21 protein-coding genes are annotated in these 19,179 nt (G+C 69.7%); 12 read left to right on the plus strand and 9 right to left on the minus strand.

Going from position 1 to position 19,179, the window contains the following annotated elements; genetic code table 11:
• Positions 1-26: 26 nt before the first annotated feature.
• Positions 27-662 (plus strand): LysE family transporter, encoded by a 636-nt coding sequence (locus ACFSJG_RS12130; protein WP_378485473.1) that lies wholly within the window; start codon positions 27-29, stop codon positions 660-662.
• Between the two features lie 28 nt (positions 663-690).
• On the opposite strand, the gene ACFSJG_RS12135 is transcribed toward ACFSJG_RS12130, so the two are convergent.
• On the minus strand, positions 691-1,104 hold the full coding sequence (locus ACFSJG_RS12135) for a VOC family protein (RefSeq protein ID WP_378485474.1): 414 nt from the start codon (positions 1,102-1,104) through the stop codon (positions 691-693).
• Positions 1,105-1,258: 154 nt separating this feature from the next.
• Between ACFSJG_RS12135 and ACFSJG_RS12140 the strand changes: the two genes are divergently transcribed.
• Together ACFSJG_RS12140 and ACFSJG_RS12145 are read left to right on the plus strand one after the other, a co-directional pair.
• Positions 1,259-3,454, plus strand: a complete 2,196-nt coding sequence (locus ACFSJG_RS12140; protein WP_378485475.1) for a phosphocholine-specific phospholipase C — start codon at positions 1,259-1,261, stop codon at positions 3,452-3,454.
• 97 nt (positions 3,455-3,551) lie between these two features.
• The gene (locus ACFSJG_RS12145) at positions 3,552-5,024 is read left to right on the plus strand and encodes a cellulase family glycosylhydrolase (protein ID WP_378485476.1); all 1,473 of its coding nucleotides are present in this window, start codon (positions 3,552-3,554) and stop codon (positions 5,022-5,024) included.
• Positions 5,025-5,092: 68 nt separating this feature from the next.
• On the opposite strand, the gene nadC is transcribed toward ACFSJG_RS12145, so the two are convergent.
• Genes nadC through nadA form a run of 3 tightly spaced genes read right to left on the minus strand, consistent with a single transcriptional unit; the run spans position 5,093 to position 8,552 of the window.
• Complete coding sequence (gene nadC / locus ACFSJG_RS12150) at positions 5,093-5,956, minus strand: carboxylating nicotinate-nucleotide diphosphorylase (protein ID WP_378485477.1); 864 nt, start codon at positions 5,954-5,956, stop codon at positions 5,093-5,095.
• Entirely contained in the window at positions 5,953-7,521 is a 1,569-nt protein-coding gene (locus tag ACFSJG_RS12155; protein WP_378485478.1) for an L-aspartate oxidase, read from the minus strand. Before ACFSJG_RS12155 ends, nadC begins: the two co-directional genes overlap by 4 nt.
• Positions 7,521-8,552, minus strand: coding sequence for a quinolinate synthase NadA (nadA, locus tag ACFSJG_RS12160; protein ID WP_378485479.1), 1,032 nt, complete (start codon positions 8,550-8,552; stop codon positions 7,521-7,523). Before nadA ends, ACFSJG_RS12155 begins: the two co-directional genes overlap by 1 nt.
• 82 nt (positions 8,553-8,634) lie before the next feature.
• Here nadA and ACFSJG_RS12165 point away from each other — a divergent pair, with 82 nt between their 5' ends.
• The gene (locus ACFSJG_RS12165; RefSeq protein ID WP_378485480.1) at positions 8,635-9,324 is read left to right on the plus strand and encodes an NUDIX hydrolase; all 690 of its coding nucleotides are present in this window, start codon (positions 8,635-8,637) and stop codon (positions 9,322-9,324) included.
• A gap of 164 nt (positions 9,325-9,488) precedes the next feature.
• Positions 9,489-10,499, plus strand: a complete 1,011-nt coding sequence (locus ACFSJG_RS12170) for a CPBP family intramembrane glutamic endopeptidase (RefSeq protein WP_378485481.1) — start codon at positions 9,489-9,491, stop codon at positions 10,497-10,499.
• 13 nt (positions 10,500-10,512) lie between these two features.
• Here the strand turns inward: ACFSJG_RS12170 and ACFSJG_RS12175 are convergent, their stop codons facing one another.
• On the minus strand, positions 10,513-11,064 hold the full coding sequence (locus ACFSJG_RS12175; RefSeq protein WP_378485482.1) for a DUF2567 domain-containing protein: 552 nt from the start codon (positions 11,062-11,064) through the stop codon (positions 10,513-10,515).
• A gap of 154 nt (positions 11,065-11,218) precedes the next feature.
• Here ACFSJG_RS12175 and ACFSJG_RS12180 point away from each other — a divergent pair, with 154 nt between their 5' ends.
• Together ACFSJG_RS12180 and ACFSJG_RS12185 are read left to right on the plus strand one after the other, a co-directional pair.
• Positions 11,219-11,584, plus strand: a complete 366-nt coding sequence (locus ACFSJG_RS12180) for a VOC family protein (RefSeq protein ID WP_378485483.1) — start codon at positions 11,219-11,221, stop codon at positions 11,582-11,584.
• Between the two features lie 175 nt (positions 11,585-11,759).
• On the plus strand, positions 11,760-12,725 hold the full coding sequence (locus ACFSJG_RS12185; protein ID WP_378485484.1) for a zinc-binding dehydrogenase: 966 nt from the start codon (positions 11,760-11,762) through the stop codon (positions 12,723-12,725).
• A gap of 29 nt (positions 12,726-12,754) precedes the next feature.
• Here ACFSJG_RS12185 and bsaP read toward each other — a convergent pair whose 3' ends face one another.
• Both bsaP and bioB read right to left on the minus strand, forming a co-directional pair.
• Positions 12,755-12,979, minus strand: coding sequence for a biotin synthase auxiliary protein BsaP (bsaP, locus tag ACFSJG_RS12190; protein ID WP_378485485.1), 225 nt, complete (start codon positions 12,977-12,979; stop codon positions 12,755-12,757).
• 1 nt (position 12,980) lies between these two features.
• Positions 12,981-13,994, minus strand: coding sequence for a biotin synthase BioB (gene bioB / locus ACFSJG_RS12195; RefSeq protein WP_378485486.1), 1,014 nt, complete (start codon positions 13,992-13,994; stop codon positions 12,981-12,983).
• Positions 13,995-14,133: 139 nt separating this feature from the next.
• On the opposite strand from bioB, the gene ACFSJG_RS12200 reads away from it, so the two are divergent.
• The 3 genes from ACFSJG_RS12200 (at position 14,134) to ACFSJG_RS12210 (ending at position 16,192) form a co-directional block, all read left to right on the plus strand.
• A complete protein-coding gene (locus ACFSJG_RS12200; protein ID WP_378485487.1) occupies positions 14,134-14,721 on the plus strand; it encodes a TetR/AcrR family transcriptional regulator C-terminal domain-containing protein in 588 nt (195 codons plus the stop codon).
• Between the two features lie 86 nt (positions 14,722-14,807).
• On the plus strand, positions 14,808-15,533 hold the full coding sequence (locus ACFSJG_RS12205; RefSeq protein WP_378485488.1) for a FadR/GntR family transcriptional regulator: 726 nt from the start codon (positions 14,808-14,810) through the stop codon (positions 15,531-15,533).
• Positions 15,530-16,192 (plus strand): sterol desaturase family protein, encoded by a 663-nt coding sequence (locus ACFSJG_RS12210; RefSeq protein ID WP_378485489.1) that lies wholly within the window; start codon positions 15,530-15,532, stop codon positions 16,190-16,192. The genes ACFSJG_RS12205 and ACFSJG_RS12210 overlap by 4 nt, the downstream gene beginning before the upstream one ends.
• Here the strand turns inward: ACFSJG_RS12210 and ACFSJG_RS12215 are convergent.
• Positions 16,181-16,468, minus strand: coding sequence for a putative quinol monooxygenase (locus tag ACFSJG_RS12215; RefSeq protein ID WP_378485490.1), 288 nt, complete (start codon positions 16,466-16,468; stop codon positions 16,181-16,183). The two genes, ACFSJG_RS12210 and ACFSJG_RS12215, sit on opposite strands and share 12 nt — an antisense overlap.
• Positions 16,469-16,594: 126 nt before the next feature.
• Between ACFSJG_RS12215 and ACFSJG_RS12220 the strand changes: the two genes are divergently transcribed.
• The gene (locus ACFSJG_RS12220; RefSeq protein WP_378485491.1) at positions 16,595-17,086 is read left to right on the plus strand and encodes a pyridoxamine 5'-phosphate oxidase family protein; all 492 of its coding nucleotides are present in this window, start codon (positions 16,595-16,597) and stop codon (positions 17,084-17,086) included.
• A 47-nt stretch (positions 17,087-17,133) separates the two neighbouring features.
• On the opposite strand, the gene ACFSJG_RS12225 is transcribed toward ACFSJG_RS12220, so the two are convergent.
• A complete protein-coding gene (locus ACFSJG_RS12225; RefSeq protein ID WP_378485492.1) occupies positions 17,134-17,865 on the minus strand; it encodes an oxygen-binding di-iron domain-containing protein in 732 nt (243 codons plus the stop codon).
• A 150-nt stretch (positions 17,866-18,015) separates the two neighbouring features.
• On the opposite strand from ACFSJG_RS12225, the gene ACFSJG_RS12230 reads away from it, so the two are divergent.
• Positions 18,016-19,131, plus strand: coding sequence for a lipase family protein (locus tag ACFSJG_RS12230; protein ID WP_378485493.1), 1,116 nt, complete (start codon positions 18,016-18,018; stop codon positions 19,129-19,131).
• Positions 19,132-19,179 lie beyond the last annotated feature (48 nt).

Raw genomic sequence — 19,179 nt, forward strand, 5'->3', positions numbered from 1 at the left:
TCGGCCGCAGCCACTACCCTGATCGGGTGTCGTGGCAGGTGTGGTTGGGTTTCCTCGGCGCGGCATGGGTGATCAGCCTCTCGCCGGGCGCCGGGGCGATCGCGTCGATGTCGGCCGGGCTCGGCCACGGCCTGCGCCGCGGGTACTGGAACATCCTCGGGCTGCAGCTCGGTCTGCTGCTGCAGATCGCGATCGTCGCCGCCGGTGTGGGTGCGCTGCTGGCGTCGTCGGCGGTCGCGTTCACGGTGGTGAAGTGGTTCGGGGTGGCCTATCTCGCGTATCTCGGTGTCCGGCAGTGGCGTTCGGCACCGACCGAGATGAACACCGACGGCGCCGAACGGGTGTCGGGGTCCGGGTTGGCGATGACGGTCCGCGGGTTCCTGGTCAACGCGAGCAATCCGAAGGCCGTGGTGTTCATGCTCGCGGTGCTGCCGCAGTTCCTCGATCCGGCGCGGCCCCTCGCCCCGCAGTACGCGATCATCGCCGCGACGATGGTGTGCGTCGACGTGATCGTGATGACCGGGTACACGGGACTGGCCGCGCGGGTTCTCACGGTCATGCGTTCGGCCCGGCAACAGCGCGTCGTCGGCCGGGTGTTCGCCGGTCTGTTCTTCGCCGCCGCCGGGTTCCTGTCGCTCGTGAGGCGGGCCGTACCCGTCTGACCGGGGTGGGCCGCGACGCCTGGGTCCGTCAGGACGACGTGCCTGCGATGTTGACCATCCAGCCCACGCCGAATCGGTCGAGGCACATGCCGAATGTGTCGCCCCACATCTGCTTCTCCAGGGGTACCTGCACCGCGCCTCCGTCCGAGAGCTTCGCCCACCAACCGTTCAGTTCGTCGGCGTCGTCTCCGCTGAGACTGACCGCGAAGTTGGTGCCGGGATTGTGCTCCATCCCGGGCGGTGTGTCTGCGGCCATCAGGGTGAAACCCTGTGGCGTTTCGAGCATTCCGTGCATGATCAGGTCCGCGCCGGGCGCGTCCCTGTCGCCGAACTCGCCGAACGTGTTCAGCGCGAGTTCGCCGCCGAACACGGACCGGTAGAACTCCATTGCCGCGCGTGCGTTGTCCTTCAAGCTGATGTACGGGTTGAGACGAGAGCTCATGAGGGCTCCTCGGGTCGGCCTGAGAGTGGCGTGCACCACACTACGACACTCCCGTGCGCGCACAACCCGGCCGGACGCCCGCACTCGAATCTGTTGCCACAAATTCACCCAACTCCGCCTAACAAACTGGACGGTTGTCCTACTCTAGGGCTCCGTGAGCCTCTTCCGCAGTGCCCGCACCCCTTCCGACGACCACCGGATCGGCTTGTCGAGGAGACAGTTCCTCGCCGCAGGATCCGGTGTGGCCGCAGCCGTTGTCGCGGGCTCGCTACTCCCCCCGTCCCTGCAACGCGCCCTCGCGACGCGTGCCCGCCCCGGCGGACTCGACGCGGTCGAGCACGTCGTGCTGCTGATGCAGGAGAACCGGTCCTTCGACCACTACTACGGAACCCTGCGTGGGGTCCGGGGATTCGGCGATCCGAGCGCCCTGCGCCTGCGGGACGGGGCGTCGGTGTTCGAGCAGCCCGGGCCGTCCGGCCGGGTGCTGCCGTTCCCCATCCGGGACTCGGCGGCGGCTCAACGAATGGACACCCAGAACGTCACCGGCCTCGACCACAGCTGGGAGGGCGGACACCAGGCGCTCGCCGACGGCTGGCACGACGGCTGGATCGCCGCCAAGACGCCCACCACCATGGCCTACTACGACCGCACGGACCTGCCCTTCCACCACGAACTCGCGGACGCGTTCACGATCTGCGACGCCTACCACTGCTCGGTGCCGACGTCGACCAGCCCGAACCGCAACTACTGGGTGTCCGGGTACACCGGCTTCGAGCCCGCTCCCCCGATCCCGCTGGACGCGGCAGGGTCGTCGGGTGGCGTCACGTCGTCGGACGTGACCCTGCTGTCGCAACCCGGCCCGGAGGGCCGCGCGGTCACCAACGCCGCGTACGACCCCTGGCACGGCGGGTACGGTTGGACGACCGTGCCCGAACGTCTCCAGGCCGCCGGTGTCAGCTGGAAGACGTACCAGGAGTGGGACAACTTCGGCGACAACAACCTCGAGTACTTCACCACGTTCAAGAAGGTCGCCGCGGCACTTCTCGGCCAGCCCGCCCTGCTGCCCTACCAGCTCCAGACGCTCGCCGGCTTCTATCTGGCCCTGCCGTCGCTCCCACCTGCCGCGCAGGACGCCGCCGTGCGAGCTCTGGAGAGCGCGGCCGACCGCCTGTCACCCGCCGAGCGCCAGCTGTACGACCGGGCGCTGTACCGCTCGCGGCCGGGCACTCTCGCCGCGGAGTTCCGCAGGGACGTCGAGGCCGGTCGGCTGCCCCAGGTCAGCTATCTCGTTCCCTCCGAGGTCGATTCCGAGCATCCGTCCGGATCCTCGCCCGCCGCGAGCGCGACGTTGCTGTACCAGGTGCTCGATGCGGTTGCCTCCGATCCGGAACTGTGGTCGAAGACGGCGATCCTGGTGAACTTCGACGAGAACGACGGCTACTTCGACCATGTCCCGCCGCCGCGTCCCCCGGCTTCGGCGGGAACGGAATGGGTGGCAGGCCAGCCCCTCGGCCTCGGCCCCCGGGTGCCGTTGACGGTCATCTCACCATGGACCGTCGGCGGTTTCGTCTGTTCGCAGGTCTTCGACCACACCTCGGTGGTGCAGTTCCTGGAGCGTCGGTTCGGATTCACCCAGAACGAGATCGACCCGTGGCGCCGCACGGTGAGCGGCGACCTCACCTCCGCCTTCGACTTCGCCACACCGCGGAGCCGTCCGACCGTCACACCGCCCCGCCCCACCCCACCGCTGGAACCGAGGTGGACTCCGACTCCACCGGCCGAGCAACGAATGCCGGTGCAGGAGAGCGGGACCCGACCGGCTCGACCGCTGCCGTACCAGACGGACGCGCACGTGACGGTCGACGGGCCGGCCCGATCGCTGATCGTCACCGTGTCGAACTCCGGGGCGGCGTCGGCACACTTCGCGCTCCACCCGTACGCCGGAGAGTTCGCGGTACCGCGGCACTACGACGTCGACGGCACCACCGAGGACGTGGTGCCGATGCCCGACACCGAATACGACCTGAGACTGTCGGGGCCGAACGGATTCCTGCGGGAGTTCGCGGGATCGGCCGAGGGACCCGCGTCGTCGCTCCACGTCGCGAGCGCGATCGATCCGGCCGCCCGGACACTGGTGCTGACGGCCGAGAACACCGGCCCTGACGAACTCGAGGTGACGCTCGATGGAGTTCCGCACCGCCTGTCTCCCGGTGCCGGGCGGTCGTGGTCCGTTCCCGTGTCGGACGGTTGGTACGACTGCACTCTCGGCGTCGACCAGGATCCGGCCTTCCGTCGGCGTCTGGTCGGGCACATAGAGAACGGCGAGGCGAGCGTCAGTCAGCCACGCTGACGGCCGCCGATCGGCGACGAACCGTTCGTCCATTCGATCAACGCAGGGTTCACCCGTGCCGCACACTGTGTGTACCAAGCGTCCAATAGGAGGTTTCGTGCGCAGCACAAGGCTCGCATCGCTGGTCCTGGCAGGCTCACTGATCGCCGGCGGCGGGATCGCCGCCGCCCAGAGCAGCGTTCCCCCGTCCGGGAGCGCCGGTTCCAGCGACTGGACGTCGACGTCGTACCTGACGGACAAGGACGGCCGATCGCTGATCCTGCGCGGGTTCAACACCGCGTCCAGCGCGAAGAGCGCCCCCGACGGCATGCCGGCGTTCACCGAGGCGGACCTCGACCGCGAGCACGCGGCCATGGGCACCAACTTCGTCCGATTCCTGATCTCGTGGCGGTCCGTCGAACCCGAACCGGGCAAGTACGACCAGGCCTACCTCGACCGGGTCGAACAGCGGGTCGGCTGGTACGCCGAGCGCGGATACAAGGTCATGCTCGACATGCACCAGGACGTGTACTCGGGCGCCATCATGGCCGACGACACCGCGGGCACCGGCGCCGGACCGATCGGCAACGGCGCACCCGCCTGGGCCACGTTCACCGACGGACTGCCTGTCGAGAAGCAGGACCAGTGGGAGCTGTACTACATCCAGCCCGGCGTCATGCGTGCCTTCGACAACTTCTGGAACACCACCGGGAAGCACCCGGAACTCGTGGAGCACTACGTGAACGCCTGGCGGGCGGTCGCGGAGCGCTTCGCGGCCAACGAGACGGTCGTCGCCTACGACCTGATGAACGAGCCATGGGGCGGCTCACTGCAGTTCGGAGCGTTCGAGGCCGGACCGCTGACCGACCTGTACCAGCGCAGCACGAACGCGATCCGCACCGTCGACCAGGACAGCTGGGTGTGCGTCGCCCCGCAGGCCGTCGGCGTGAACCAGGGCATCCCCAGCGCACTCGGGAAGATCACCGATCCCCGCGCCGGTGAGCAGCGGATCGCGTACTGCCCGCACCTGTACCCGCTCCCCCTCGACCTGGGTGACGGCTACTCCGGCGTGTCGAAGACGCTCACCGACGCGACCATGCAGACGTGGCTCGCGAGCATCGAGCAGGTCGCCACGGACGTGCTCGGCGGTGCGCCCGTCATCCTCGGCGAGTTCGGGCTCGACACGACGCTGCCCGGCGCGCAGGAGTACCTCGACCGCGTCTACACCGCCGCTCGCGAGATGGGGGCCGGGGTGTCCTACTGGTCCAGCGATCCCGGAACCTGGGGCCCGTATCTCGCGGACGGCACGCCGACGATCCTCGTGAACACGATGAACAAGGCGTATCCCCGCGCCGTGGCGGGCACTCCACTGTCCTGGTCGTCGTCGGTGGACCGTCTCGAACTGACGTACCGCACCGATCCCGCGGTGACCGCGCCGACCGAGATCTACCTTCCGGCAGCCGGATTCCCCGGCGACGTCGCCGTGCAGGGCGCGGACGTCGTCGGCTGGGATCAGGACAGCCGACTGTTGACCGTGCGGTCCGCCGCCGACGCGGCCGAGGTGACGGTCACGGTGACACCCGCCGCCTGACACCGCACCCGGACCGAACGGCACTGCGGCCGGCCACCTTCCGGTGGTCGGCCGTAGTGCCGTTCGCGTCACATGTCGAGGCCGAGGTCCAGCACCGTCACCGAATGGGTCAGCGCGCCGACGGCGAGGAAGTCCACGCCGGTTCCGGCGTACTCGGCGGCGACGTCGAGCGTCAGACCACCCGACGACTCCAGCTTCGTCTGCGGCGAACGCGAATTGCGGCGCTGCACCGCGGCCTGCGTCTGCCACAGGGCGAAGTTGTCCAGCAGGACCAGGTCCACCCCCTCGGCGAGCACCTCGTCGAGTTGCTCGAGGCTGTCGACCTCGACCTCGCACTCGATGTCCGGCGCGACCTCCCGCACGGCGCGCAGCGCGGCGACGACCGATCCCGCGGCGGCGACGTGGTTGTCCTTGATGAGGGCCGCATCACCGAGACCCATCCGGTGATTCACGCCACCGCCCATCCGCACCGCGTACTTCTGCAGGCCACGCAGTCCGGGCAGCGTCTTTCGGCTGTCTCGGATCTTGCAGTCGGTACCGTCCACGGCATCCACCCACCGGGCGGTCGCGGTCGCGATCCCCGACAGGTGACACATCAGGTTGAGCATCGTGCGTTCGGCGGTGAGCAGGTCACGGGTGGGCGCGGACACGGTGAGCACCGCACTGCCCGCCTCGACCCTCGTCCCGTCCTCGAGACGCGAGAGCACCTCGTACCGTCCCTCGCCGACCACCTCGTCGAGGACGAGCAGACCGACGTCGACGCCTGCCACCACTCCGGTCGACCGCGAGACGACGGACGCCTTCGCGATCGCACCCTCGGGGACGGTGGCGACCGACGTGACGTCGGGTCCGTAACGCAGGTCCTCGTCGAGTGCGACGCGCACCAGCGCGCGGATCTCGTCGGCGTCGAGGCCGTCGGCCAGGGTGGTCATCGTGCTCCTGTCGGGACGCGGTCGAGGTCGGTGACGGCGAGGGTGCCGTCGGGTGAGCGCCGCACGTGCAGCGGGCGGCGCCAGTCGTCGTCGGTGTCGGGATGGTCGAGGCGGGTGTGGCAGCCGCGGCTCTCCGTGCGGGTCGACGCGGCGAGGACGAGCGCGGAGGCCGTGGTGGCGAGCGCGACGTCCTCGAGTTCGGTGACGGTGCTGGGTGTGATCGCGGTCGTGTCGCCCAGCACCACCTCGGCCGCGGACAGTCCGCCGCCGTCGCGCACCACCGACGCGTGCGCGGTCATGTTCTCCTGCACCGATTCCCGCGAGATCCATGCGGCCTCGGGCAGGTCCGCGTCGCGAACCTGCGTGGCCGTCCCGGAACGCTCGACGGCGGCGAGGCCGGCACGCTCCCCGACAACAAGTCCCTCCAGCAGGCTGTTCGACGCCAGCCGGTTGGCACCGTGCAGTCCGGTACGCGCGACCTCACCCGCGGCGAGGAGCCCGGACACCGCAGTCCGCCCGTGCGCGTCGGTGACGACACCACCGCACGAGTAGTGGGCGGCGGGCGCGACGGGGATCAGATCGGCCACCGGGTCGATGCCGACGGCCAGGCAGGAGGCCGTGATCGTCGGGAACCGCGCGGAGAACCCGTCGATGCCGCGGGCGTCGAGGTACACGTGGTCCTCGCCGAGGGCGCGCAGCCGAGCCGCGATCGCCTTCGACACCACGTCCCGTGGTGCCAGATCGCCCATCGGGTGGACGCGGGAGGTGACCGAGTTCCCGTGGGAATCCACGAGAACCGCGCCCTCCCCGCGCACCGCTTCGGAGATCAGCGGGCGGCGACCGACGCCGTCCGCCGCGAACAGCACCGTCGGGTGGAACTGGACGAACTCGAGGTCCGCGACCGTTGCCCCGGCGTCGAGGGCGAGCGCGATGCCGTCGGCGGTCGCCCCGGGCGGATTGGTGCTGCACGAGTACAGCTGTCCGAGCCCGCCGGTCGCGAGCAGGACGGTCGGAGCGTGGACGATGCCGATGCCCCTGTCGGACAACACGATCAGGCCGGCCACACCGTTCGCGTCTGTCACCACCCGCGCCGCGGCGGCACCGAACAGCACCGGCATGCCCGCGGCGTTCAACGCGCGCTGCACCTCGGCCCCGGTCGCGTCGCCGCCCGCGTGGATGATGCGTCGCGCACTGTGCCCACCCTCGCGGGTGCGGGACACCCGGCCGTCGCGGCCGCGGTCGAACACGGCACCGAGGTCCGCGAGCGCGGTCACAGCGTCCGCACCCGCGGCCACGATGGACCGGACCGCCTGCTCGTCGCACAGGCCCCCGCCCGCGGCGAGGGTGTCCGCGACGTGCGCGTCGACGTCGTAGCCGGAGCTGACCGCGATGCCGCCCTGGGCGTACACGGTGGCCGTGTCCGTGGGCCCACCCTTGCTGACGGTGAGCACTCGCAGTCCGGCGCGGGTGGCGGTGCGGGCCGCGGTCAGTCCCGCGACCCCGCCGCCGACCACCACGAGGTCGGCGTGCGCCTCCCAGGTGGAGGCCGGCACGGGACCGGTCACTACTCGCCGCCGCCCGGGTTGCCGATCTCGATCATCCGCTGCACGGACTTGCGCGCACGCTCACCGACGGCCGCGTCGACGTGCACCTCGTCCTTGCCCTCCTGCAGGCAACGCAGCAGGGCGGCGGGGGTGATCATCTTCATGTACGGGCAGGAGGCGCGGTCGTTGACGGCCTGGAAGTCCACCTCGGGTGCGGCCTTGCGGAGCTGGTGCAGCATCCCGATCTCGGTCGCGACGAGAACCTGCTTGGCGCCGGTCGCGCGCGCGGCGTCGAGCATGCCGCCGGTCGAGAGGATCTTCACCTTGTCCTCGGGGACGAAGCCCTCGCCCGCCAGGTACAGCGCGGACGTCGCGCAGCCGCACTCCGGGTGCACGAACAGCTCGGCGTCCGGGTGCGCCTTGGCCTGCGCTGTGAGCTCGTCGCCGTTGATGCCGGCGTGGACGTGGCACTCACCCGCCCAGATGTGCATGTTCGCGCGCCCGGTCACCCGCTTGACGTGGGCGCCGAGGAACTGGTCCGGAAGGAAGAGCACCTCGCGCTCGGGGTCGATGGAGGCAACGACGTCGACGGCGTTCGAGGACGTGCAGCAGATGTCGGTCAGGCCCTTCACCTCGGCGGTCGTGTTCACATACGACACGACGACGGCGTCGGGGTACTCGGCCTTCCACTCGCGCAGCTGATCGGCGGTGATCGAGTCCGCGAGCGAGCAACCGGCCCGCTCGTCCGGGATCAGCACCTTCTTCTCGGGGCTGAGGATCTTCGCGGTCTCGGCCATGAAGTGCACGCCGCAGAAGATGATGGTCTCCTCCTGCGCCTCGGCCGCGATGCGGGAGAGCGCGAGGGAGTCGCCGACGTGGTCGGCCACGTCCTGGATCGCCGGGAGCTGGTAGTTGTGCGCGAGGATCGTCGCGTTCTGCGCGCGAGCGAGCCGGCGGACCTCCTCGGCCCACTCGGGTGTCCCCTCGACACCGGTGTAGCCACCGGGGCCGTCGACGATCTCGGCGGCTCCCGCCCACTCGGTCGTGGTCATGGGCTTGCTCCTTACTGGCTGCAACCCGGGCGGGCTGTGCCCGGATTTCCTGTTCGGGGGTTTTCGACTTAGGATCGAAAACGTGCCCAATGGTAACACTCGTCACGAAGTGCTCACCGCGGTGTTCCAGGTTCGCAAGATCGAGGACATGCCGGAGCTGTGCGTCCTGCTGTGGCAGCGGGCACAGGAGCCGGAGCTCGGCGCCTGGTCACTGCCGGGCGGCCTCCTCCGCCCCGACGAGGATCTGCCCACCTCGGCACGCCGGCAGCTCACCGAGAAGGTCGACGTCCGCGAGGTCGCGCATCTCGAGCAGCTGTCCGTGTTCTCGGACCCGCAGCGCGTTCCGGGAGCGCGGGTGATCGCGTCGACGTTCCTCGGACTGGTCCCGCTGGGCGCGGACCCCGTCCTGCCGGACGACACCGCGTGGCACCCTGTCTCCGCGCTTCCCCGGACCGCCTTCGACCACGGGGTGGTGCTCACCCACGCCCGCACGCGACTCGCCTCGAAGCTCTCGTACACGAACATCGCCTTCGCCCTCGCTCCGACCGAGTTCGCCATGTCCACGCTGCGCGAAATCTATTGTGCTGCACTGGGTTACCAGGTCGACGCGACGAACCTGCAGAGGGTGCTCGGGCGTCGCGGAGTCCTCGTCGCGACCGGTGCCACCGCACCGCCGGGACGCTTCGGAGGCCGCCCGCCCGCGCTCTACCGATTCGCCGAGTCGCGCCTGCGCGTCACCGACGAGTTCGCCGCGCTTCGTCCCCCGAGCTGACCGACGGATCGGAAGCCAGAACCCGGACTTCGCGCCGATCACCTTCGGAGCGAACCACCGTCAGGAAGGCGCACCGATCCTGAACGACTCTCACGCACGCCGATGACGGCGTACGATTCTCGACTGATCGACCTTCCGCAAACGCCCCGACCGTGGAGTGCGCAATGGTGGCTGTCGAATCGGATTCCCGCGGGCGCCTCGCCGGCATCGTCGCCCGGCACCCCCTCGTGTCGTTCTTCGTGATCGCATACGGCCTCTCGTGGCTGGTGTGGTCGCAGTTCGTGCTGTCACAGGACGGCAGCGGCTGGTTCGGATTCCATGCGACGTGGCCGTTCATGGCGACGATCGGCATCGGCACATTCGGACCCGCGGTCGCGGCGGTGATCGTCATCGGCGTCACAGAAGGCGAGGGTGCGCTCATCGCGTTCCTCAAACGAATCGTGATGTGGCGCGTGGGTTTCCGCTGGTGGGCGTTCGCACTCCTCGGTTTTCCCGTCACGGCGACCATCGGATGCCTGCTGATGCCGGGCGTGGCGTCCAGCATCACGACAGAGGGGCTGGATCGCTCACTCACCGACTACCTGCCCTTCCTGCTGTACCCCACCCTGCTCGTGGGCGGACCACTCGGCGAGGAACTCGGATGGCGAGGTTTCGCTCTCCCCCGGCTGCAGCAGCGATTCGTGCCGCTCGTCGCCACCGTGGTCATGGGACTGCTGTGGACCTGCTGGCACGCGCCGATCTGGTTCAGCAACAACTGGAGCGTGCTGAACGTGCAGAACGTGCTGTGCTACAGCCTGTTCCTGGTGCTCGCGTCGTTCCAGTACACGTGGGCGTCGAACCACACCGGTGGCAGCATTCTCATCGCGGTGGTCCTGCACGCCTCGATGGACGCGTTCCCGAACGTCGTGCTGTTCCCGATGTTTCCTGCGCTCGGCGAGACCACGTCGTTCGGCGTGCAGAAACTCTATCTCGCGTTGATCATCGGCTTCGGACTGTTCGCCGTCGCCGTCACGGTGGCCACGAAGGGGCGGCTCGGCCTTCCGACAGGCGTCCAACCACCAGGGGCTCCGGAAGTCACCGGCACCTCCGTCCACTCGGACGGACGATCCTCGGCGACGGCCGACGGCCCGTCGGCGACATTCGAGGGAGGCGGCGTCGCCGACCCTGTGGCGTGAGCACCGGTCGTGGTCATCCGGACGAGTCGGCAGGACGCCCCAGATTCGGGTCCGGACTGAACGACACGAGCGCCGCGTACACCACCGCCGCGGCGAGCGGCTGTGCGATCAGCGCCACGAGCGTGCCGATCCCCGGCGGTGCCGCGACGATCTGCCCGAGTTCGAGGTCGTCGAGGCTCGGGTATCGAATCCCCACGACGCCTTCCCCGACGACGGCCGCTGCGGCCGCCCCCACCAGCGACCCGACCAGCAGGCCGGCGAACTGGACTACGCCGCGCAGCTCGCGGCGCGCCCACACCGCCACCGCCGACAGCACCCCGACGACCAGCCCGAAACAGACGAACAACGCCATCGCGTCGAACTGGTGGATGCTCTCGCCGGTCAGTGACACCGCTCCCCCACCCGACACGACGAGGAAGTGCTGTGCGGGCGCGAGCAGACCCCACACGATCCCCGCGACCGCGCTCAGCGCGGTGACGCCGACGACCACCCGGGCTGCGAAGCGGACCTCCACGCGGTCGGCCTTCGGCCTCGTCTGCGTCGGCTGCGCGGTGTCGGCGGTCATGAGCAACCAGCTTATTCGGCACCTGTCCCGCTCGGCAGGCAGGCCGGTCCCGCGGTTCTCGTCGACCGATCCCGGCACGACGACCGCAGAGTGCCGACAAACCGCACCTCGCTCGTCCAAGCCCCGGGCCGGGCGCGGGCGTAGGTTCGACACCATGAAGATCACTCCTGGTGCAGTGACATTCTTCGAGCTCGGCGTCGCGGATGCTCAGCGAGGTCGAGCCTTCTACGAAGCGCTCTTCGGCTGGAGGTTCGAGCCCGGCCCGTCGGGAGCGGGCTGGGCGATCACGACACCCGACGTCCCCGGCGGGATGCATCCGGGGGACGCGGGCGCCGGTCCCTACGTGTTCTTCGCAGTGGAAGATCTGGATGCCGCGCTCGAACAGGTCGCCGCCCTGGGCGGCGAGATCGTGCCCCTCGACGCAGGCGACGACGCCGACACGGTCGAGCGCTTCGGCCGCTTCGCCTTCTGCAAGGACGACCAGGGCTCGCCCTTCGGCCTGCACCAGCCCCCGGAATGACGGCGGCACGAGCCCGTCGGATATCCCACCCTTTCGTCGTCGGGGCGCCACGAGCAGCGGCGAGCGCCGTCGTCAGGTAGCCGTCGGCGCCGCTTCGGCACCGTCGTCGTCACGGTTTCCCTCGCGGACAACCCGCCGTGATCGACACACCCGATCGAGAATCGAGGACCGCGACATGAGAGCCGTCATCGCAGACCGGCCGGGCGCCCCGGACGTCCTGCACCCCGCCACGCTGCCCGACCCCGAGCCGGGTCCCGGCGAGGTACGCATCGCGACCGAGGCCGCGGCGATCACCTTCATCGACACCATGATCCGAGCCGGCAGCCCGGTGGCCCCACGCATGGCGTTCCCCACGATCCTGGGAAACGGCGTCAGCGGGGTCGTCGATCGCGCCGGGCCGGACGTGGACACGGACTGGATCGGCGCACGCGTCGTGGCCACAACCGGCGGTGCAGGCGGCTACGCCGCCCTTGCCCTCGCCCAGACCACCGACCTGCACCACATACCCGATCCGCTCGGGTATCCCGAGGCAGCGGCACTGCTCGCCGACGGCCGGACGGCCGTCGGACTGCACCGAGCGGCCGGTGTCCGAACCGGCGACACGGTGGTCGTCACCGCCGCGGCCGGCGGTGTGGGAGGCATCCTCGTCCAGCTCGCGAAGGCCGCGGGCGCGCGCACCATCGGGCTCGCCGGAAGCGACGCAAAACTCGACCACGCCCGCAGCCTCGGCGTGGACACGACGATCAACTACCGCGACCGCGAGTGGAGCACCCGCGTTCGCGGTGCGGCCCCCGACGGCGTCGACGTCGTCTTCGACGGGATCGGCGCCGACACGACGGCGCACCTCTTCGGCCTCGTCCGATCCGGTGGCCGATACGTGCAACACGGCGCGGCGGGAGGGACCTGGAGCACCATCGACCCTGCCACCGCGGCCGGCGCGGGGGTGACGGTGATCCCGCTGTCCGCCGTCGGTCCGACCCCCGCCGCAATGTTCGCCCTCGTCGAAGATGCCCTCGACCTCGCCGCCCGAGGAATCATCCGGCCGACGATCGGTCAGTCGTTCGCCCTCGACGACGCTGCCGCAGCCCATGCGGCCATCGAAGCGCGCACGACGATCGGGAAGACGATCCTGCTGCCATGACGATGCAACCCGGGCGCCCGGCCCCGGGATCAGCGAAACTCGAGCGCGGTGGAGTCACTGACTCCGTGTCGTGAGCACTTGGCCCACCAGCCGTCGGGACTGACCTGCACGATCATCCGGCGACCGCAGTGCTCGCAGAAGCGCGGCGGCTCCAGTCCGAGCGCGGCGGCCGCGGGGATCGGATCGTCTACACCGTCGACGATCCGTCGGCCCGTGTACGGGTTGTAGCGCTCCGCCTCGTCGATCGTCGACACGTCAGATCGTCTCGTTGAGCGCCTTGATCGGCATCTGCAGCTCGCCGAGCAGGTCCAGATCGGATTCGGCGGGCCGACCGAGGGTGGTCAGGTAGTTGCCGACGATGACCGCGTTGATGCCGCCGAGGATGCCCTGCTTGGCACCGAGGTCGCCGAGGGTGATCTCACGGCCGCCTGCGAAGCGGAGCATGGTGCGCGGCAGCGCGAGGCGGAAAGCGGCAACGGCACGCAGCGCGTCCGCGGCGGGGAGCACGTCGAGATCACCGAACGGGGTGCCGGGACGCGGGTTCAGGAAGTTGAGCGGGACCTCGTCGGGCTCGAGTTCGGCAAGGTTCGCGGCGAACTCGGCACGCTGCTCGAGGGTCTCGCCCATACCGAGGATGCCGCCGCAGCAGACCTCCATACCGGCCTCGCGGACCATGCGGAGGGTGTCCCAGCGCTCCTCCCAGGAGTGCGTGGTGACCACGTTCGGGAAGTACGACTTCGACGTCTCGAGGTTGTGGTTGTAGCGGTGCACTCCCATCGCGGCGAGCTGGTCGACCTGTTCCTGGTTCAGCATGCCGAGCGAACACGCGACCTGGATGTCGACCTCGTTCCGAATGGCCTCGACGCCGGCGGCGACCTGCGCCATCAACCGCTCGTCGGGTCCGCGGACGGCGGCGACGATGCAGAACTCGGTGGCGCCGGTCTTCGCGGTCTGCTTGGCGGCTTCGACGAGGCTCGGGATGTCCAGCCAGGCCGCGCGGACCGGCGACTGGAACAAGCCGGACTGCGAGCAGAAGTGGCAGTCCTCGGGGCAGCCACCGGTCTTGAGGGAGATGATCCCCTCGACCTCGACCTCGGGGCCGCACCACTTCATGCGCACGTCGTGCGCGAGGGCGAGGAGGTCCTCGAGTCGGTCGTCGGGCAGCTGCAGCACCTGCAGCGTCTGGTCCTGGGTCAGTCCCTCGCCACGGTCGAGGACCTGGTCCCGCGCGATCGCGAGGATGTCGGTGCGGACGGGTGCCTGGGTCACGAGCAGCTCCTTCGGATTCCGGCAGGTGCGCGGATCGCGAGATCGTTGCCTCAGCGAACTTGAACACCGTACAAGTTGAACGGCGTTCAGGTTAAGGTCGTGGTGAAATGGTGTCAACCACCGAAGCAAGGGAGCCACCGTGCAACTGCGTCGAGCCGACGTCCTGGCCGGAGCGATCGCCATCCTCGACGAGTACGGACTCGGCGACCTGACGATGCGCAGGCTGGCCACCTCACTCGGGGTGCAGCCGGGGGCGCTGTACTGGCACTTCCCCAACAAGCAGACGCTGCTGGCCGCGATCACCGACGAGATGCTCGGCGGGGTGTCCGGTCCGGTAGCGGCGTCGCGATGGGACGAGCGACTCGACGCCCTCGCACACCGCATCCGTGACGCCCTGCTCGCCCATCGGGACGGCGCCGAACTCGCATCGGCGTCGTACTCCGCGCGGCTCGCAACCAACGACGCCCGCGACACCCTCGCGGCAGCCTGCGCCGACGCCGGCCTGCCCGCCGACGAGGCGGAGTTCGCCGCGGACACGCTGCTGTTCTACATCCTCGGACAGACCATGGACGAGCAGTCCCGCATGCAGATGGACAGCCACGGCGCACTCACCGAGGAAGCGTCGCCGCTGTACGACAGCGTCAGCGGCACGGCCCGGTTCACCTACGGGCTCGGGCTGTTCGTCGACGGCGTTCGCAGCAGACTGAGCGCGCACTCCACCAACTGAGCTCGACTGCCCGAGCTCTTCGCGGTCGGTCGAACCAACTGGTCTGACCAGTTGACCTCTGACCAATAGGGTTCTAGGGTGGGCGCATGTTCGAGCCGATCACCCGCACCACCGCCTCCGCCGCGGTGTTCGACCAGATCAGCACCCGCGTGCTGGCCGGCGACCTCGCGGCGGGCGACGCACTGCCGAGCGAACGGAACCTCGCGGAGGCGTTCGGGGTGTCACGGCCCGCGGTGCGCGAGGCGATCCAGAAGCTCACCCAGGCGGGCCTGGTCGAGGTCCGCCAGGGCGAGCCGACCTCGGTCCGCGACTACCTCCGGTCCGGCGGCCCGGAGTTGCTCCCCCACTTGCTGATTCGCGGAGGTGTCCCCGACCCGGCGGTCGTGCGCAGCGTCCTCGAAGCGCGCCGGATGATCGGCGTCCAGGTGGCCGGACTGGCGGCGGCGCGAGCATCCGACGACGCACTACGACTGCTCGGCACGGCGGCGGAGCGACTGACGGGGAGCGAGGATCCCGTCGAACTCCAGATCGCGGCGCTCGCCTTCTGGGAACACCTGGTCGACGCCGCCGATTCGATCGCGTTCCGGCTGATCTTCAACAGCCTCCGGAGCGCCTACGAGCCCACCATGACGGCCCTCGCGGCCGTCATGGTCGCGGAGGTGGGCCGCGCCGACATGTACGCGGAACTCGCGAATGCCGTCACCGCGCACGACCCCACAGCAGCCGAAGCCGTCGCGGCGACACTGCTCGGCCTCGGCACGGCCGCGGTCACGGCGGCACTCGACCTGTTCGACTCCCGGGAGGACACATGAGCACAACCGAGCGCCGGCGGTCGGTGGACCTGCCCTCGATGGCCGCCGAGTTCCGTCGTCATCCGTCGCCCTGGCTGATCGGCGCCGTGTTCGTCGGCGCGCTCGTCGGCCGGGCACTGGTCGGCGACTGGCAGTGGACGGACGCACTCGTGCCCGTGATCGCGCTCGCGGTGTTCCCGTTCGTGGAGTGGGTGATCCACGTGGTGATCCTGCACTGGCGGCCACGTCACGTCGTCGGCATGACCGTGGATTCACTGCTCGCCCGCAAACACCGTGCGCACCATGCCGATCCGCGTGCCGTGCCGCTGATCTTCATTCCCTGGCAGACCCTGCTGTGGCTACTGCCGGTGCTGGTGGCGATCGCGGTGCTCGCCTTCCCGAGGATCGGACTCGGGCTCACCTTCCTGCTCACCGTGAGCGCCCTCGGGATGGTGTACGAGTGGACCCACTTCCTCATCCACACCGACTACAAGCCGAAGTCCGCCACCTACCGGTCGGTGTGGCGGCACCACCGCCATCATCACTACCGGAACGAGCACTACTGGTTCACGGTGACCACGAGCGGCACCGCGGATCGACTGCTGGGCACCGAACCGGACGCCGACGCGGTGCCCGTGTCGGCCACCGCGCGGAACCTGCACGCCGCGTCAGGTCAGTGAGCGTTCCCCGGTGACGTCGTACTCGGCGACGGACGCCGACACGATCATCGCGCCCTGATCGTCGCCCGGCCCGGAACCACGGAACTTCTCGACCGCGGACACCGATTCCCACTTCTCGAAGACGTTGATCCTGCCGGCGTCCACGAGGTCAGCGGCGATCGCGAAGTCCAGGCACCCGGTTGCCGCGCGGGCCTGCTCGACGACCGGCGCGCAGCTGTCGAGGTAGCGGTCCCGGTCCTCCGGGCGAACGACGATGTGTCCGGCGACGATCACCATGCTGATCTCCTCTCGTCCGACGTCACGACTCCGACAGGGCAGACTGCCGGAGCGAGGTGAACTCATCGGTCACCGAGCAGGTCGGGCGTCACGGGCGCAGACTGGGTTCATGTCGAGAAGGCGTCGATGACCACCTGGTCCGAGTTCGACACGGACGCACCGATCATCGCACCCGTCTTCCGTCGGCGCCTCACTGCGACGGGAAACCTGTGCCTGATCGCGACGCTGCGCACCGACGGGTTTCCACGGATCAGCCCCCTCGAGCCGCGCGTGTTCGAGGGCGAGCTGTGGATCGGCGGGATGCCCGGCACCACGAAGTTCCGTGATCTCGATCGCGATCCACGCTTCTGCCTGCACACCGCGACGGTCGACTCCATGGTCGGCGACGGTGACGTCAAGCTGTGGGGGCGCGTACACGACGTACAGGACGCCGCGTTGCACGAGCGATACGCGGAGTTCCTGCTCGAGGAGACGGGACTCGACCTGCGCGGCGAGGTGTTCCGCCCCTTCTACGCAGCCGACATCCTGAGCGCCTCGGCCGTCGAGGTCCGGGACGGGCACATGGACGTGACCATCTGGAAGCCGGGCGTGGGCGAACGAGTGGTGCGCAAGCACTGACGGGTGCCGTCGCGTGTCGCCCCACACCGCCGACCCGGCTCGCTCCGTCAGTCCCGACCGAGCCGCTCGCACTCCGCGTCGAATCGTTCCCCGTATGCGGCAGCGAGGTCGTGCAGGGCGGCGCCACAGTCGCCGGTGTACGCCGGGCCGTGCATCAGTCCGAGCGTGCGTGGCCCGAGGTCGGCGAGCGCCCGCAGGGTGGGGGCCAGCGTCGGGGTCAGTGCGGTCGGGTTGCCCATCTCCTCCGCCTGCAGCGCCGGGCCGACCACATCCGCGTCCGTCACCGCGGCCTGTCGCCCGAAGGCCGTGAACAGATCGCCGCAGAGCAGCGTCGAGGTCGATTCCTCGAACATCAGGCAGGCGTCCCAGCCGTGGGGCACGTGCGGGGTGTCGATCTGCCGCACTCGGCGCTCACCCAGCTCCATCACCTCACCGTCCTGCAGTGGCCGGGGCGGCCGGTCGGCGAGGTCGCCGACCTGGACGAAGCAGGCCAGCGCACCGTGCGCCACCTCCGCGTTCGGAGCCGCGGCGAGCCACGACGCCATCGACCCGCACTCGTCGGCCTCGACGTGGCCGAACGCGAGCCAGCGCAGTCGGTCGAGCGGCACCACCCGACCGACCGCGGCCGAGACGGTCGGGAAGAGCGCGCGGTAGCCCAGGTGGAACAGGAGCGGTTCGTCGCCGTCGACGAGGTATTGGTTCATCACCAGGTTCGCGGCGTCGAAATACGTCGAGAACCGGTAGATGTCGGGCGCGATCTCGGTGGTCGTGGTGTCCATGTCCCGCTCCGCTCCCATCCTTCGGCCCCGGAATCAAGCTTCCGCCCGGACGCGCACCCTGCACAACAGTGCACACTCCGACGCCGGATCGTTACGCCGTGGTTGCCCACACACCCGACCGCAGGCCACATCACTGCGCACACTGGTCACATGCTCGCGCGTCTGGCCGCCACAGCCACTGCCGCCGCAGCGCTCGCGCTGCCGGTCGCGGTCGCCGTTCCCGCCGCCGCGCAGCCCGTCACTCCCGGGACCGTGACCGCCACCCGGCCGTTGCCCCCCGAACACCTGATCCCCGGCTCGGCCTCCGGGACGGCGATCAGCTACCGCACCCTGGGCCCGCACGACAGGCCGGCGCTGTCCACCGGCGCGGTGTTCGTGCCGTCCGGCGAACCGCCGCCCGGAGGCTGGCCGGTGATCTCGTGGGCGCACGGCGCGGTCGGGATCGCCGACTCGTGCGCACCGACCGTCTCGGGCAGGATCGGTGGACCCTACCTGGGACGCTGGCTCTCCCAGGGCTACGCGATCGTCGCGACGGACTACGTCGGGCTCGGCACCGACGGGCTGCACCCGTACCTCGACGGCCGCTCGGAAGCGCATGCGGTGATCGACATGGTCCGTGCGGCGCGGGCCGTCGAGCCGAGCCTGTCGGACCGCTGGATCACCCTCGGCCAGTCGCAGGGCGGGCTGGCCGCGATGGTGGCCGCCACCCTCGCCGAAACCCATGCGCCCGAACTGGACTACCGCGGCACGATCGCGCTGGGGGTGCCGTCGAACATCGAGAATCTCGCTGCGCTGGGCGGGCCGTTGTTCCCACCCCTGCCACTGGAGGGCACGACCGTCTTCATCGCCTACGCACTGGCGGGGCTACGTGCGACGGATCCCGGCGTCGACGTGGACTCGTACCTGAGCGACCGGGGCAAGGCGGTGCTCACCCAGGTGGAGGAACTCTGCTACGCGGAGGCCGCCGACACGATCGGGTCCACCTCCATCGGCGAACTGTTCTCCCGCCAGGTGGACGAGCCACTGCTGCGAGAGCTGCGGGAGATGCTCGCCGTCCCGGTCCGAGGCTACGACCGACCACTGTTCGTCGGGCAGGGGCTGTTCGACACGATCGTGCCGTCGCCGCTGACGTTCAAGCTGGTCGCGGACCTTGCACTGGCCGGTCAGAAGTTCACCTTCCGCACCTACCCGCAGGGTCACCTGGAAACGATGCTCGCGTCCGAGCCCGAGGCGAACGAGTTCGCCCGAAAGGTACTGACGCGCTGACGCACCCGTGCGCGCTTTTGGTAGCGGGAACTACCAAAGGCGCGCACA

It is taken from the genome of Rhodococcus gannanensis, from assembly GCF_042681175.1.
Taxonomy (GTDB): domain Bacteria; phylum Actinomycetota; class Actinomycetes; order Mycobacteriales; family Mycobacteriaceae; genus Rhodococcus_G; species Rhodococcus_G gannanensis.